This is a genomic window from Clostridium weizhouense (assembly GCF_019431045.1).
Taxonomy (GTDB): domain Bacteria; phylum Bacillota; class Clostridia; order Clostridiales; family Clostridiaceae; genus Clostridium; species Clostridium weizhouense.
In genome coordinates this window covers 1-15,739 of record NZ_JAHXPT010000011.1, presented here as the reverse complement: position 1 = coordinate 15,739, position 15,739 = coordinate 1, and the positions used below count along the sequence as shown (strand labels likewise).

At 25.4% G+C, this 15,739-nt stretch carries 10 protein-coding genes, 6 tRNA genes, 1 rRNA gene and 1 other annotated feature; of the genes, 1 reads left to right on the top strand and 16 read right to left on the bottom strand.

All coding sequences use genetic code 11. From position 1 onward, the window contains the following. Positions 1–77: 77 nt before the first annotated feature. Positions 78–881 (bottom strand): DUF1189 domain-containing protein, encoded by an 804-nt coding sequence (locus tag KYD98_RS13135; RefSeq protein ID WP_219780503.1) that lies wholly within the window; start codon positions 879–881, stop codon positions 78–80. Positions 882–1,082: 201 nt separating this feature from the next. On the opposite strand from KYD98_RS13135, the gene KYD98_RS13130 reads away from it, so the two are divergent. Further along, positions 1,083–2,252 (top strand): L,D-transpeptidase, encoded by a 1,170-nt coding sequence (locus KYD98_RS13130; RefSeq protein WP_258049819.1) that lies wholly within the window; start codon positions 1,083–1,085, stop codon positions 2,250–2,252. Between the two features lie 51 nt (positions 2,253–2,303). Here the strand turns inward: KYD98_RS13130 and addA are convergent, their stop codons facing one another. The 15 genes from addA to rrf form a co-directional block, all read right to left on the bottom strand. Next, positions 2,304–6,017 carry a helicase-exonuclease AddAB subunit AddA gene (gene addA / locus KYD98_RS13125; RefSeq protein ID WP_219780502.1) on the bottom strand — a complete coding sequence of 1,238 codons (3,714 nt, stop codon included), beginning with the start codon at positions 6,015–6,017 and terminating at the stop codon, positions 2,304–2,306. Between the two features lie 24 nt (positions 6,018–6,041). Next, on the bottom strand, positions 6,042–9,503 hold the full coding sequence (addB, locus tag KYD98_RS13120; protein WP_219780501.1) for a helicase-exonuclease AddAB subunit AddB: 3,462 nt from the start codon (positions 9,501–9,503) through the stop codon (positions 6,042–6,044). 33 nt (positions 9,504–9,536) lie between these two features. After that, positions 9,537–10,055: a GNAT family N-acetyltransferase gene (locus tag KYD98_RS13115; protein WP_219780500.1), complete on the bottom strand. Its 519-nt coding sequence runs from the start codon at positions 10,053–10,055 to the stop codon at positions 9,537–9,539. A gap of 111 nt (positions 10,056–10,166) precedes the next feature. After that, positions 10,167–10,257, bottom strand: a tRNA-Ser gene (locus KYD98_RS13110). 25 nt (positions 10,258–10,282) lie between these two features. Continuing rightward, positions 10,283–10,373 (bottom strand) — tRNA-Ser (locus KYD98_RS13105). Positions 10,374–10,727: 354 nt separating this feature from the next. Beyond that, positions 10,728–10,818, bottom strand: a tRNA-Ser gene (locus tag KYD98_RS13100). A 25-nt stretch (positions 10,819–10,843) separates the two neighbouring features. After that, a tRNA-Ser gene (locus KYD98_RS13095) sits at positions 10,844–10,934 on the bottom strand. Between the two features lie 164 nt (positions 10,935–11,098). Beyond that, positions 11,099–12,376, bottom strand: coding sequence for a serine--tRNA ligase (gene serS, locus KYD98_RS13090; RefSeq protein WP_219780499.1), 1,278 nt, complete (start codon positions 12,374–12,376; stop codon positions 11,099–11,101). Between the two features lie 56 nt (positions 12,377–12,432). Further along, positions 12,433–12,633, bottom strand: a binding site (T-box leader). Between the two features lie 62 nt (positions 12,634–12,695). Next, positions 12,696–12,932, bottom strand: coding sequence for a DUF1667 domain-containing protein (locus KYD98_RS13085; RefSeq protein WP_219780498.1), 237 nt, complete (start codon positions 12,930–12,932; stop codon positions 12,696–12,698). Between the two features lie 22 nt (positions 12,933–12,954). Beyond that, on the bottom strand, positions 12,955–14,340 hold the full coding sequence (locus tag KYD98_RS13080) for an FAD-dependent oxidoreductase (protein ID WP_219780497.1): 1,386 nt from the start codon (positions 14,338–14,340) through the stop codon (positions 12,955–12,957). A 16-nt stretch (positions 14,341–14,356) separates the two neighbouring features. Beyond that, positions 14,357–14,869, bottom strand: a complete 513-nt coding sequence (locus KYD98_RS13075; RefSeq protein WP_219780496.1) for a transcription repressor NadR — start codon at positions 14,867–14,869, stop codon at positions 14,357–14,359. Positions 14,870–14,900: 31 nt separating this feature from the next. Next, on the bottom strand, positions 14,901–15,413 hold the full coding sequence (locus KYD98_RS13070) for an HDIG domain-containing metalloprotein (protein WP_219780495.1): 513 nt from the start codon (positions 15,411–15,413) through the stop codon (positions 14,901–14,903). 89 nt (positions 15,414–15,502) lie between these two features. Next, a tRNA-Ala gene (locus KYD98_RS13065) sits at positions 15,503–15,578 on the bottom strand. Between the two features lie 4 nt (positions 15,579–15,582). Further along, positions 15,583–15,659: transfer RNA gene (locus KYD98_RS13060), tRNA-Ile, on the bottom strand. Positions 15,660–15,662: 3 nt separating this feature from the next. After that, a 5S ribosomal RNA gene (gene rrf, locus KYD98_RS18550) occupies positions 15,663–15,739 on the bottom strand; the annotation flags it as partial.

Below are 15,739 nucleotides of genomic sequence, written 5' to 3'. Positions count from 1 at the left end.
ATTACTTTAATTATATTTTTTCCAATAAAAAGAGCTATCTAAATTTAGATAGCTCCTTTTAATATTGATTTTTAAGTTTATTTGGATGATTTAATTTTACTTATTATTTCAAATTTTATATATCTTAATATAAAAATAACATATACTAAAGTTCCTACTATAAACATAGTATCTAAATAAATATTAGAAAATATTATTTCTAAAATAGTTTTAAATATAAGAGGTAATGTACATGCATATAAACTTAATGAATACAATACTTTGTATTTTATTGTTAATTTCATAAATATTAATGCAAGTCCCGCAAATATAGTTACAAAAATACAATTTATTAATACGTTTATAAAACACATACCTACTGCATAAATAAACGAAATTCCTATTAAGATTTTTGTTATTATTGACATTTGTGATATTACTACATTATTATCAATTTTATTATTTCCAAAAGCTTCTTTATAATAAACTACCTTATTTTCAAAAGGAGTTTTTAATGATACTCCATCTTTTAAAAATAATACATTAATATCATTATTAACTGTTAAACTTCTTAATTCATTAGCTTTATCTAAAGATGTACTTGAGTCTATATATATTAAACTTGAATTTTCCTCAAATTTTAATGGAGAGTTGTTAGTATTTAATATACCATTTTCTATAATGAATTCATTTTCTTCATTTTGTAATTTTTTATTTATATCATTTGCTTGCCTATTAATTTCATAGCCTATTGATATACCTTTCAAACTTCCAAAAATTAATGACATCAAAAATACATATAATATTGCTTTACCTAATCCTTCTGTTACATATTTAGAAAATTCTTTTATATTATAAATAGAATTAATAAATTTTTCTAAAAATTTAGTTTTCCCTTTCATTATATCCTCCAATCATAATTTTATCTTATATATCTAAGTATACTATATTAAATATCTTAACATATATTCAATATGCATTAAACATCGATGTTTATTTTTAGAATTTTATGGTAATAATACAATATAAAACTATTATTTATGTTATTAAAATATAATTTTTAATTGCATTATTTAAATTTTACAATAAACAGGAGGTATATTTTGATAATTAATAGATTTATTAACTTTAATAAAAAACTTAATAAAATAATTATATATATTTTATTATTATTTTTAATAATTGGTTCATATATATTTTTTGAAGCCTATAGATACAATAAATTCTTAGGTAACTTTAAAACAATTTTTAACAATAATAAATTTTCGCAAGCAAATAATTTATTGCTAACAAAAGAAGAATTTAATCCATTTAAAGCTTTAATGTTAAAAAAAGATTTATCTAAGTATTTTATTAATAATCTTGACAATTTAAAAAAAGATTTAGATAATAAAACATTGAGTACAGAAGAAATTTTATTGAAAATTAATGAAATTAATAGATATGGACTTAATAAAAATGAAGTTTCATCTTTTATTGATTCAATCTCATTTCTTAAAGATTCTATCAATAATTATTCAAATGGAGTTAATCTTCTTAATAATAAGCAATATTCTGAAGCAATAATTTGCTTCAACAATATTTCTTCACTTAGTCCAAATTATGGAGATTCATTAACATATTTAAGGGAATGTAAAAATCAACTTAAAGATGATTTATTTAATAGATGCGATGAATTATGTGATAGTGATCACTACAAACAAGCTTTAAATCAATTATATGATAATGCTTATTTATTTGAAGATGATAGTGAATTAAAAAAGAAAATAGCTGAAATTAAAGTTAAACAACAAGAATATCTTGATACAGATTCAAAAATTGCTCCAGCAATTTCTCAGTCTTTTATAAATAATATATCAACTCAAAATATTAATACTTTAAATTTAAAAAGTAATACCCCTTATCTAATAAATATTAGTATTAAAGACCAAAAGACATATATTTATAGAGGTACTTCTAACAAGTGGACTCTAGATAGAACTTTTCCATGTTCAACTGGAATAGACGACCAAAATACACCTATTGGTTCTTTCTCTATTAAAGAAAGAGGAGAATGGTTCTTTTCTGATAAATATAAACAAGGGGGGAAATACTGGACTCAAATAAAAGGAAATATACTATTTCATTCTGTACCATTTGCAGAGGATAGAACAACAGTATTAGATAATACTTTAAATAAACGTTCATCACATGGTTGCATAAGACTTGCATTAAATGATGCTAAGTGGATTTACGATAATATTCCAAAGGATACTACTGTTATAATTAAATAATACTATATAAATAAAGGACTTTATATTTATTAAAGCCCTTTATTTAATCATCTATATTATTTCTATCTCCTTATCTAAGAAGAATGAATATAAATAACTTTGTTTAACTTTTCTTCCTGTCATCTTAAATATTGCATCACTATAATATATTAATTGTTTTTTATATTTTTCAATTAAATCAAATTCATTGTTTTTTTCTATATAATCTGTCTTATAATCCAAAAGTATTAATTCATTATCTTCTTCAAAAAAGCAATCTATAATACCTTGTAATCTTATTTTTTCATTATTATATTCTTTAGGTAATGTATCATCAAGTTCTAAACTACTTATTTCTGTATAAAACGGGATTTCTCTATATATCATTCCTCCAAGACTATAAACTTTCAATAATCTATTACCTAAATTACTTTTAAAAAATTTTAATATTTTATATGGATTAATAGCATTAAACTCTTCTTTCAAGATTAATTCTTCCTCATATAAATTTTTTAATTGATCTTTAATTTCTTCTAATGAATTAACCTTATTAAAATCAATCTTCTTCATTACAAAATGTACTGCTGTACCTCTTTCAGCTGCCGTTAACCCTTTTTCTTCTTGTAGGAACTTAGGTGTAATAATTTCACTTAAATCTTCATATAGATCAATAGCTTCATCACTCTCTTCAGCATTTCTTTTTTTTAAATCAGATACAGATATATTGCTTTTAAGTTTTGTTGATTCTTTAAAAATATATTCATATCCTAATCTTCTATTAATCTCATATTCTATATTCTTATCTATATTTTTATCTAATATTGATGCTTTACTATTATTATCTACTATCTCATCTGATGCTTTTTCAAATTTTAAACTTTCTTTATTCCATACATTAATGCTCCATTTAGACAAATCATCCTTACACATTTCATTTGAATATCCTAATGTATCTCTTAATACACTTCCATCTTTATGTTGACATAAGGCCATGCCAATCCAATCTATATATGATTTACCTTTTAAAACTTCACTCGATAATATAAGTTTATTATCTAATATTGCTGAATTAAACCATTTTTCTATAGATCTTTCAATATCTCTTACTGCACCTGTTATAATTAATTTTTCCTTAGCTCTGGTAAATGCAACATATAGTATCCTCATTTCCTCAGATAGTGTCTCTAATCTAACACTCTTCTTTATTGCTTCCTTTGGTAATGTAGTCATACTAATCCTTTTTTCTAAATCTATAAAATCTGGTCCTATTCCTAATTCATCATGATATAAAATTTTATTATTTAAATCCATTAAGTTAAAATTTTTTCCTGTGCCTGCTAAAAATACTACTGGAAATTCCAATCCCTTACTTTTATGTATACTCATAATTCGTACTACATTTTCATTTTCTCCTAATATTTTTGCACTTCCCATATCCCCTGATGATTTAGTAAGTTTATTTATAAAGTTTATAAAATTAAATAGTCCTTTAAAGCTAGTTTCTCCAAATTGTTTTGCTCTTTGGAAAAGAATTTTTAAATTTGCTTGCCTTAATACTCCATTTGGCATTGCTCCAACATATCCATAATATGCAGTATCCATATATAAATACCAAATAAATTCATCAATAGGCATATATATTGATTTTTTTCTCCATTTATCAATACTTGTAATTATATATTCACACTTATCTCTTATTTCTTTTGATAATAATCCATCTTTAATAATTTTATTTATATTTTCATAATAATATCTTTCTTTATCTATAAGCCTTATATCACTTAGTTCTTCTGCTGTAAGACCTATTATAGGTGAATTTAACAGTGCTAACATCGGTACATCTTGCATAGGATTATCAATTACTTTTAGTAAAGACATAATTGTTCTAATCTCTATTGATTCAAAATATCCTGATCCAGTATCTGCATATACTGGAATACCTGCTAATCCAAGTTCATCTAATAATATTTCAGACCAATTTTTTGTTGCTCTCAATAAAATCACTATATCCTTATACTTTAAATTCCTATATTTTCCTGTTTCACTATCTAATACTTTAAATTGATTCTCTTTATTTTTAGACATTAATTCATTAATTCTATTTACAATAATCCTTGCTTCAATATTAATGTCTCCAACTTCTTCTTCATCTGTATTTACTTCTCCTATTGATTCACTTTCTTTTTTATTTAATATATTAACTTCTATAGATCCACCAATTATATCTTCTTCATTGTCTTTTAAAGGATAATTTGCACCTAAATTTAATGATTCCTCATCTGTATATTCTAGTTCTCCTACATTTTTAGACATAACTTCTTTGAATATATAATTTACTCCATTTATAATATCTTCTCTACTTCTAAAGTTCCTATATAATTGTATTTTTCTATTCTTACCTTCATATAATGAGTAAGTATTATATTTATCAATGAACAGTTCTGGTTTAGCCTGTCTAAATCTATATATACTTTGTTTTACATCACCAACCATAAATACATTAGGATTATTAAAATTTTTTCTAGATACTAGCTCTATTATTGCCTCTTGTACATTATTAGAATCTTGATATTCATCAACTAATACCTCTTCAAAATATTCTTTAAATTTTTCCGCTATACTAGATGGTATTATATTATTATCTTCATCCTTATCTGTTAATATCTTTAAACATAAATGTTCTAAATCATTAAAATCCAATATGTTTTTTTCTTTTTTCTTTGCACTAAATCTATCTATGAATTCAGACACAAGTACTGTTAACTCTTTTACATATTGATAAGATAATTTAATATTTATTAACATATCACTAGGATTAGTTGAGAATGTACTTTCTAATAACGAGTTTATTTTCTTTTTTACATGATCCCTAATTTGTTTAACTAATGTTTGTGAATCTTCATCACTTACAGTATTTTTCTTTATTGTTTTTAACCTATTAAACCTTATTCTATATAATGAATCATATAATTTTTCTAAATTAGATTCTATATTATCATAAGCATACTTTATAGATTCTAATTCACTGCTAAAACCTTCCAAATACGGTTCTAAGCCTTCTGTATCATTAATTATATTTATTGCCTTATCCATCATTTTTATATAACTTTCTAATTCAATCTTTACACTTTGCTTTAATACATTTACCCAAGGCGTTTTATCTAATTCGTCTAAAGTATTTATACTAAAAGATTCCGAAGATTTTTCTAACCATCTCTTTGGCCAAGGTCCAGACATTGTAAAATCATATAATTTTAAAACTAGTTCCTTTAATGATTCATCACTTTTATAATTACCAAAAGCCTCAAGAAATTTTATAAATTCCTCATCATTCTCATCATATTTATCATCAAATAATTCCTCTATAATTTCTAGTTTTAAAAGAATTCCTTCTGTTTGATCAGCTATTCTAAACGATGGATCTAAATCTATTTTATGAAAATTATTTTTAATTACATCTAAACAAAAAGAATGCATAGTTGTAATATTAGATCTATTTAATAAAGTTAACTGTTTTTGAAGGTTTTTAGATGCTGGATTTTCATCTAATTTTTTAGATATTGCATTAGCTATTCTTTCTCGCATCTCTGCTGCTGCTGCACTTGTAAATGTAACAACTAGAAGTCTATCAATATCTACTGGATTATCTTCATTAGTAATTATTCTTATAATTCTTTCTACTAAAACAGCAGTCTTTCCTGATCCTGCTGCTGCTGCAACTAATAAATTACATTCCCTTGTTGTAATAGCATTTAGCTGTTCATTTGTCCATTTAGTATCTCCCATAATGTTCTACTCCTATTCAAATAGCTAATTTCCTTTATTCTCTCTTATATCTAAATCAGATTTTATATTATTCCAAATCTCATCCTTAGATTTTTTCATTATAATTTTATATTTGTTATCTTTTATACTACTATCAAATTGACATATAGAAGAAAAATCACAAAAATCACAATGAGTTTTATCAGAATTTTTAGTTGGTTCAATTTTTATATCACCACATAACATATCTTCACATAAGTCAACCATTTTCTTATTTACATATTCTCTAAGCATATTAAATTGTTCTTCAGTAACAACATCACTATTAGCTTTAAAATCTCCATCCTTCTTTAAAGCTGCTGGAATAATTAAAGAGTAACCTTCTGATTCAATTTTATTATCCATAGCCTTAACAACTCTGGCATCTTTTAAAATCAATCCATTCATTTTTAAATTGTTTAATACCTCTTTTTCTATCTCTTCTTCATTCATTTCTTTACTACTCTTAATTATTGGATCATCTACTTTAAAATACAATATAGCACCTGGTAAAGCCTGCTTATGCAATATATATTGTGAATTTCTAATTAATGCATCTAAATAAACTAGTAATTGCATTTGAAGGCCATAATAAAGTTCAACTAAATCAAATTGTTTATTACCTGTTTTATAATCTACAATTCTTAAATATGTCTTACCTTCTAAATCTAAAGTATCTATCCTATCTATTCTTCCATTGAGATATACTTTTTCATTTGATGGTAGATTTAATACTATAGCCTCCCCATCATTATAATTACCAAAAGAGAACTCATTATTAAATATCTCAAATTTCCCTCTTCTCATTTGTTCTGATATAACAGATACCGATTTAGATATAACTCTTTTAAATCTGTTAGAAAAATATTTATATTTGTTACTACTATTTAATATAGACCCAGTTTCTTCTTTTAATTTATTATCAATTAATTGTGATATAATATTTTTACATTTTTGATTATCTAATTCCGCCCAAGATATTTTTTCATTCTTAACTTTATCTGTAAACAAATCTAAAATATCATGTACAAATGAACCTAAATCTGGTGGGGCAAACTCATAGATCTTACGATTTTTAGCCTTAAGACCATATTGAATAAAATATGAAAATGGACACTGAGCATATTTTTCCAATCTTGAAACACTAAATGCTAACTTTCCTGCATTGTTTTCATATAATAATTTTAATTTATCTCTATGTACTTTTTCGCCTACATTAGTATAATCAAATCCTTTAAATGTATTTTCCAGCTTTCTTTTAAACTGAGGATTATTCTTAAACCATTCATATACCTCCGCCCAATATTCTTCATCCACTTCTTCATTTTCAAATTCTCTTCTTAAAGCAAGTATTAATTCATTAAATGTTGGGATTGGAGAAACAACTTTATTTAAATGATCATAATTTTTATTTAAATCATACAAATCACTTTCTTCAATTAAATTTGGTAATATTTTTTTAATCCTTGATATTACAGTTGATGGTCTTAAAGACTTTCCTTCAAAATCAGCCATTGGATAAGATAACATTAAATAATCACTAGCTATTGTTAATGCAGTATATACTAAAAACTGTTCTTCAAATGCTTTAGTTCTAGTATCTGATGCTAAAGCAATTCCAAGTTCTTTTAATTTTAATCTATCATTATCTGATAATATTCCTTCTTCTTTATGAGCACTTGGTAAAATTCCATCATTAATACCAACAATATATAATGCTTTTACATCTCTGCCCTTTATTCTAGCAATATCTCCAACATTAACTTGATCTAAAGCAACTGGTATAACACCTATTTCTTCATTTTCAAAACCTGAATTTAATATCTTAAAGAATTCAAAAGATTCCATTTCTTCAAAACCTATAACATCTACTGCTTGATCTAATATATCAATAACTATAGACTGTACTTGACTATATTCCTTAACTTTGTCCTCTAATCCTAATTCTTCAAATTCTTTTATTAAAATATTAATTTTTTCAAAAGCTTTTATATTGACTAAAAATTCATATAAAGCCTTGCATATATCTATTACTCTGCTTTTACCAGATATGCTTTTATGAAATAATGTAAGAGAATTTTTAACTCTTTCCATTACATCAAAAATAGATAAATCCTCTTCTAACATATCATTTTTCTTACTTGATTCTCTAAACTTATTTATTTCTTCTATAGTCCATTTATAACCTTTTATTCCATGTTCTAAAACAAAATTTTCTAATCTATCAATATCATAATTATTAATTCCTGTTAATCCACTCTTTAAATACTTAAATACACTTTCATATGACCAATTCTTTAATAATACTTCAAAAGCAGAGCTTATCAAAATTATTAATGGATTATTTAATAATTTGATTTTTTTATCCATAAAAACTGGTATATTATAATTATTAAAAATAACGGATATTATTTTATTGTAATCATCAATATTTCTACAAACGACAGATATATCCTTAAATCTATAATTCTTATCTCTTACTAGCCTTGTTATATCTTGGGCTATTTTCTCAACTTCATCATAAATATTATTAGCTTTATAAAGTTTTACATCTTTATTTTTCCCTTTGTAAGGTTTAAAAGGATAAGCAATATAATATTTTTCTATATGTCTTAATTCATTACTATTTATAAATCTATACGGTACTCTATCATTTAAATTAATTGGTGATAAATACTGAATATTATTTTCTTCCATTAACATTAAAATTTTATTTTCTGTGCTTTCTATGCAATTAAATACGTTAGTGATATCATCATTAATAGTACATTCTATTTTATCCATACAAAGTGTTATATTTACTTTTGAAGTTTTAGATAATATTCTTATTATTTCTAATTGTTGAGGTGTAAAAGTTGTAAATTCATCTATCCAAATTTCACTTTCTGAGAATATATTATTTTTTAATAATTTGTTGCTTAAAAAAGATAACTCATCATCTGTATCTATATATGATTTATGCATTTTAAAATTAAATTCCTCATATATTAATGCTAGTTCTTTTAATTTTTCAATTAATTCACTATCATCTATTTTATTTTCTAAACCTGTTAAGCTATCAATATCTACATTATATTTTTTAAATTCAGTAATTACTTTAGAAATTATACTATTAAATCCCTGTTCTTTAGACATCTTTTTAAAGTAGTTTAACTCATTAATCTTATCATTTAAAACTTTATCAATTAGCATATGTTTACCAGTATCTTTAATTATTTGTTTAACTCTACCTCCACATTCCTCAAATACTTTCTGGCACATAGTTTTAAAACTTAAAACTTGTGTTGTTAAAAGTGCCTTTTCTCCTATTTGCTTCAATATTTTATTTTCTGTAGTAAACGTATATTGTTCTGGTACTATTAATAAAGCATTATTTGATTTTCCACTCTCTATTAAACTTTTTATTGAATATATGCAAAATTGACTTTTTCCACTTCCAGATCTTCCATAAATAAATCTTATTCCCATAATGACTCCTATTAACCTTATATTTTAATAATATTATATAACTATATCTTTTGGGGTAATTTCCATTATTATTATATCCATATATTTACCATCTATATAGTATTTATTTTGTTTTCTATCCTTCTCTATAAAACCGCATCTTTTATAACAGTTAATTGCTCTTAAATTCTCAGATACAACTTTTAATTTTATTCGTTCAGCTTTTAAATCATTAAATAAATAGTTTATCAATGTATTTACAGAGTCTTTTCCGTATCCTCTATTCCAAAACTTCTGCCCAATAGTAGCTCCTATTAAATATGTACCTTTAGAAATAATACTCTCGCTATAAGTCATAAATCCAACTAAAACTTTTTTTTCATTAATTATACTTAATACTTTCTTTCCATGAAGTACTCTATCACTTATATCTTTTATTAGATTTTTATTTTCTCCTAATTCAATTGATTCACTATTGTATTTTTTTACTTCTTTATCATTACATAGATTATACAACTGTCTTAAATCTCTAATTTCTATTAACCTTAAGTATATCTTACTTCCTTTTAGCACAATACCACCTATAAAAATTAATCTTTATACTATTATACTATTTATCAATTTACTGTAATATTTTAAATAAATTTTTATAAAAAAAAACATCTAACATAATGTTAGATGTTTTGGCGGAGAATCCGGGATTTGAACCCGGGCGCCAGTTGCCCGACCTACGCCCTTAGCAGGGGCGCCTCTTCAGCCACTTGAGTAATTCTCCATGTGCCTTACATATAAATTTAAAATGGCGGAGAGATAGGGATTCGAACCCTAGGTACGCTCACACGCACGCCGGTTTTCAAGACCGGTGCCTTAAACCAACTCGACCATCTCTCCATAACTTACAGAAATTATTATATCAGTCAAATCAAAAAGTGTCAACATAATTTTATAATTAATTAATCTATATTTTAATTTTTCATAACTATAGAGTCACAATCAATAAAATATTTTTATAAAGAATATTTTATTTAAGTTTTAAATTCATTAATTGTTTTAAACTACCTAAAATATAGTTTAAAATTTAAATATATTTAGTTATAATTTTAAAATTATATTTTTAAATTGCAACTAGATCATAAATTACAATATACAGTATAAATTTCTAAAAAATTTATAGATCAATTAGTAAACTTTTTATTAAATTCTAAAACATAAAGTAAAAAGCATCTAACATACTGTTAGATGCTTTGGCGGAGAATCCGGGATTTGAACCCGGGCGCCAGTTGCCCGACCTACGCCCTTAGCAGGGGCGCCTCTTCAGCCACTTGAGTAATTCTCCATGTGCCTTACATATAAATTTAAAATGGCGGAGAGATAGGGATTCGAACCCTAGGTACGCTCACACGCACGCCGGTTTTCAAGACCGGTGCCTTAAACCAACTCGACCATCTCTCCGTGACTACATGAGTTATTATATCAACTTAATTTTATATTGTCAACTATATTTTAAATTTTTTTTAATTTTTTATAAATATTATATAAACTAAAATATATTATGTAAATTAAAATAGATGTATTAAACTATAATTCTTATTATAGTCTAATACATCTTTAATATATTATTTAATAAAATCTACACCCATAAATCTCTTTATTTCTTCTGGAATTTCTACACTTCCATCTTCTTTTTGATAATTTTCTAATACAGCTGCAACTGTTCTTCCTATAGCTACTCCTGATCCATTTAATGTATGAACAAATTGAGGTTTATCTTTTGGTGTTTCTCTATATTTAATGTTTGCTCTTCTAGCTTGGAAATCTTCGAAATTAGAACAACTTGAAATTTCTACATATCTATTATAACTAGGCATCCAAACTTCTATATCATACTTTAAAGCTGCTGTGAAACCTAAGTCACCTTTACATATTCTAACTATTCTATAAGGTAATCCTAAACCTTGTAAAACTGATTCTGCATCTGCTACTAATTTATTTAATTCATCATAAGAATTTTCTGGTTTACAAAACTTAACTAATTCAACTTTATTAAATTGATGTTGTCTAACAAGACCTCTTGTATCTCTTCCTGCTGATCCAGCTTCTGCTCTAAAACAAGCTGAGTATGCTGCGTGTTTAATCGGTAAATCATTACCATTTAATACTTCATCTCTATACATATTAGTTACTGGCACTTCTGCTGTTGGTATTAAGAAATATCCATTGTTCTCAACTTTAAAAGCATCTTCTTCAAATTTAGGCAATTGTCCAGTACCTACCATACTTTCTCTATTAACCATGTAAGGAGGTAATATTTCAGTATAGCCATTTTCTACTGTATGCTTATCTAAGAAATAATTAATTATTGATCTTTCTAATCTAGCACCTAATCCTTTATATACAGTAAATCTAGAACCTGCTACCTTTCCACCTCTTTCAAAATCTAAAATATCAAGATCTTTTCCTAAATCCCAATGTGCTTTAGCTTCAAATGTAAATTTAGTAGGCTCTCCCCATTTTTTAATTTCAACATTATCTTCATCAGTTTCTCCATCTGGGACTTCTGGATTTGGAATGTTAGGGATTCTTAACATTATGTATTTTATTCTTTCATCTATTTCATTTACTCTTGTATCGAATTTTTTAATGTCGTCCCCTAATTCTCTCATTTCCTTCATTATTTCAGTAACATCTTCACCAGCTTTTTTAAGCTTAGGAATTTCTGCTGAAACTTGATTTCTTTTTCCTTTTAAAGTTTCAACTTCTACTAATATCTTTCTTCTTTCTTCATCTAATGTTATTATTTCATCAATAACTGAAACATCAAAATCTTCTCCTCTGTTTGATAAAAGATTTTTAATTTCCTCTGGATTATTTCTAATTCTTTTTAAATCTAACATTATATTTTCCTCCTAAAAAATTTTTTATATAAAAAAAGAATCCTTCTCCCCCCAATAAAAGGGACGAAAGATTCCGCGTTGCCACCCTAATTAATAACATAAATGTTATTCACTCTAAAAATTTAACGATATTATTACCGTACTGCTTAATTCACAGTCCCTCAAAGGTGGATTCATCATATCTGAATATCAGTTTACACCAACCACTGACTCTCTAAAAATCATAATATTATTACTAGCCTTATCTAAGGTTTTAATATTAACTTGTATTAAATATATTACAAAATACTTAGATTTGTCAACATATTAAATAATTCTTTTAATCATTGTCGCTAATTTTTTTAGTACTTATAATATCTATACCTGTATTCATTATATTTTTACATATAGTATCACCTATATTAACAGGAGTACTAATATATATTCTACTAAGCACCTTAGAAAATTCTCTCCATAATTCTTTTTCTATTGGCTGATTACTTCTTACAGAGACTACTTTATTACGTTCATCACCTTTTATTCTAACTAAACTTGTAAAGATATCTTTACTGCTCATAAATTAATTCTCCTTAAACATATTACATCTCTCTAAATTCCTTAATTCTGCTAGATAATATATTAGAATCTTTAGAATCTTCTACTATATCTAGAATGTTTTTATTCATTTCTCTAGCTAATATTTTTATTATTTTAATATTACAGTAAGACCCATTACAAGTTCCAAGACCTACACCAGTACGTCTTTTTACACCCTCTACTGTACGTGCTCCTAAAGGTCTTCTAATACAATCAACTATTTCACCTTCTGATACATTATTGCAAGAACAAACTATATTACCATATCTTTTATCTAAAGAAATTATTTCGTTTCTTTCTTCATTTGACATATCATTAAATCTATATACATCTCTTCTTTTATCTATATAATCTTTTTTTCTAGTTACATTTAAACTATGCTTTAATTTATCTTTTATCATCACAGCAATAGCAGGTGCCATAGTAATTTTTCCATAATGATTTCCTGTAACTTTTATATATCCTTTATCAAAATTACTATCATCTATTACAATTATATCTTTATCACATACTTCATTAAATATATTACTTACAAATTCCTTTCTTGCCTGGGGAAAAATATTTTTTGCCATATCTATTCCCTCTTCTAATGTAAGCATATGATCACTTTTTATTCCTATTAAGTTTCCTTCTGATATTAATGGATTATTTATTATAAATGTTGAATCATCTATATCATCTATAAGTATAGTGTTCAATTTATTCTCCATTTTATTTTCAAAAAGTATGTAATTCATATTTTTATAATTGCATTCTAATTTATCTTCTACAATTTCATTATCTATTGTATTAATAACCACTTTACAGCTAAATTTATTTTTATTTGTAGTTACTTTAAATCCATTAGAAATGTTTTTTATATCTATTACTAGCTCCTCTAACCTAAAATTAACACCATTATCTGCAGCAACTTCTGCATAAGATATTGCTAAATCATATGGTGAAATTACAGCAATATTTTCTGAATATAGTGCCTTATCAATCTTTATATTTAAATTAGGTTCAATTTTTTGAATTGCTTCATCATCATTTTCTATTATGTGTACTCCATCTATTCCACGTTTTTTGGCTATGTTATACATAATATCTAATTTATTTTTTTGATTATTTTTTGATGCTATTCTTAAAGCCCCTGTTTTTTTATATGGTACATTAAATTTTTTACATGCCTTTTCTATTAGATTTCTCCCTGTATTCTCCAATTTAGCCATAAAATCATCAGAAGTTTCTGAACCATCATATATAACAGCTGTATTTATAAAAGATATATCATCTGCTACATCATAATCTTTTTCTATTAATGCTATATTCAAGTTATATTTTGACAATTCATAGGCTACAGCACATCCTATTATACCTCCACCTAATATTAATATATCATAATCCATAACTATACATTGCCTCCTAATCTGATACTATAAATGTATTATCTTTTAGTTCATTTATAATTAAATTAATATTTTCCTCATTATCTGCTGATATAGTATGAAGATGAACACCATTGGTTAAAACTGATAATAGCCTTGCTTCCTGATTTTTATATTTTTTTGAAAATTTCTCTAAATCATTATAATTTTTAATCATTAACATTGCTCTAATCTCGCCATATAAAGGATGCTCTATAATAACATCTTCTATAATTCCACCATACTTTATTACTATCCTCATCTCATGTATTAACTCTTCTTCATTATGACTTACAGCTATAATTTTTCTTATTTTATTTATTTCTCTATTAATTATATATCCATCTGGAGTAGCTATTATGTTTTTTCCATTAGCTCTAAGTATAGCTATATCCTTTACTATTATTTGTCTAGTAACTCCATATTTTTGAGCAATTTCAATTCCTTTTAATGGAGTATTATTATCTACTAAGGACTTAAGTATATCTTTTCTTCTTTCAAGAGAATTCATAACTTCAAACCTCCTAATATAAAAATTTTACTTAATTATGATCATCACATCTTATTAATAATTTCAAGTATAAGTTGTCTTCCTCTATATTAATTGCATTGTGATGATTTTCTATACAGTACAAAATATCACTATCATAAACTCCAATTTTCTCTAACATTTCTTTTCCTAAAACAGGATGATTATAATAATTATTTATTCTCTTATATTTATTATACTTTAGAAATCTCCCTACAGTAAGCTTATTTATAATAATTACCAAAGCTTTTTCTATAGTATTGAGTGAATACTTTACTTTTCCTATATCATGTAATAATGCACATTTAGCCATCTTTTTTTCTTCTATAAGTTCTATATTTTTATAATTATTTATACTTTTTATAGCTTCTTTGCATACTCTAAATGAATGGGCTCTATCAGATTTTCTCATTTGCATAAATAGTTTCTTTTCTGATTTAGTAAGATATTTATCTAAAAGAATAACATCATCTTTGTAAAAAAAAGATATTATCCCTAAAAAAAATTGCTTTATTCTATATATCATTTTCTTATTTTCTCCTATATATAATAAGTTTAATATATATTTTTAATTATAACAAAAAAAGCTATGAATTAATTCATAGCTTTTAATAATGGTGGAGATAAAGAGATTCGAACTCTTGACCCCCTGCGTGCAAGGCAGGTGCTCTCCCAACTGAGCTATACCCCCATAATGGTGGACCTTCAGGGACTCGAACCCCGGACCTACCGGTTATGAGCCGGTTGCTCTAACCAACTGAGCTAAAGATCCCTTACCTGGCAACGTCCTAATCTCCCACACAGTCTCCCATGCAGTACCTTCGGCGCTATAGATCTTAACTTTCCTGTTCG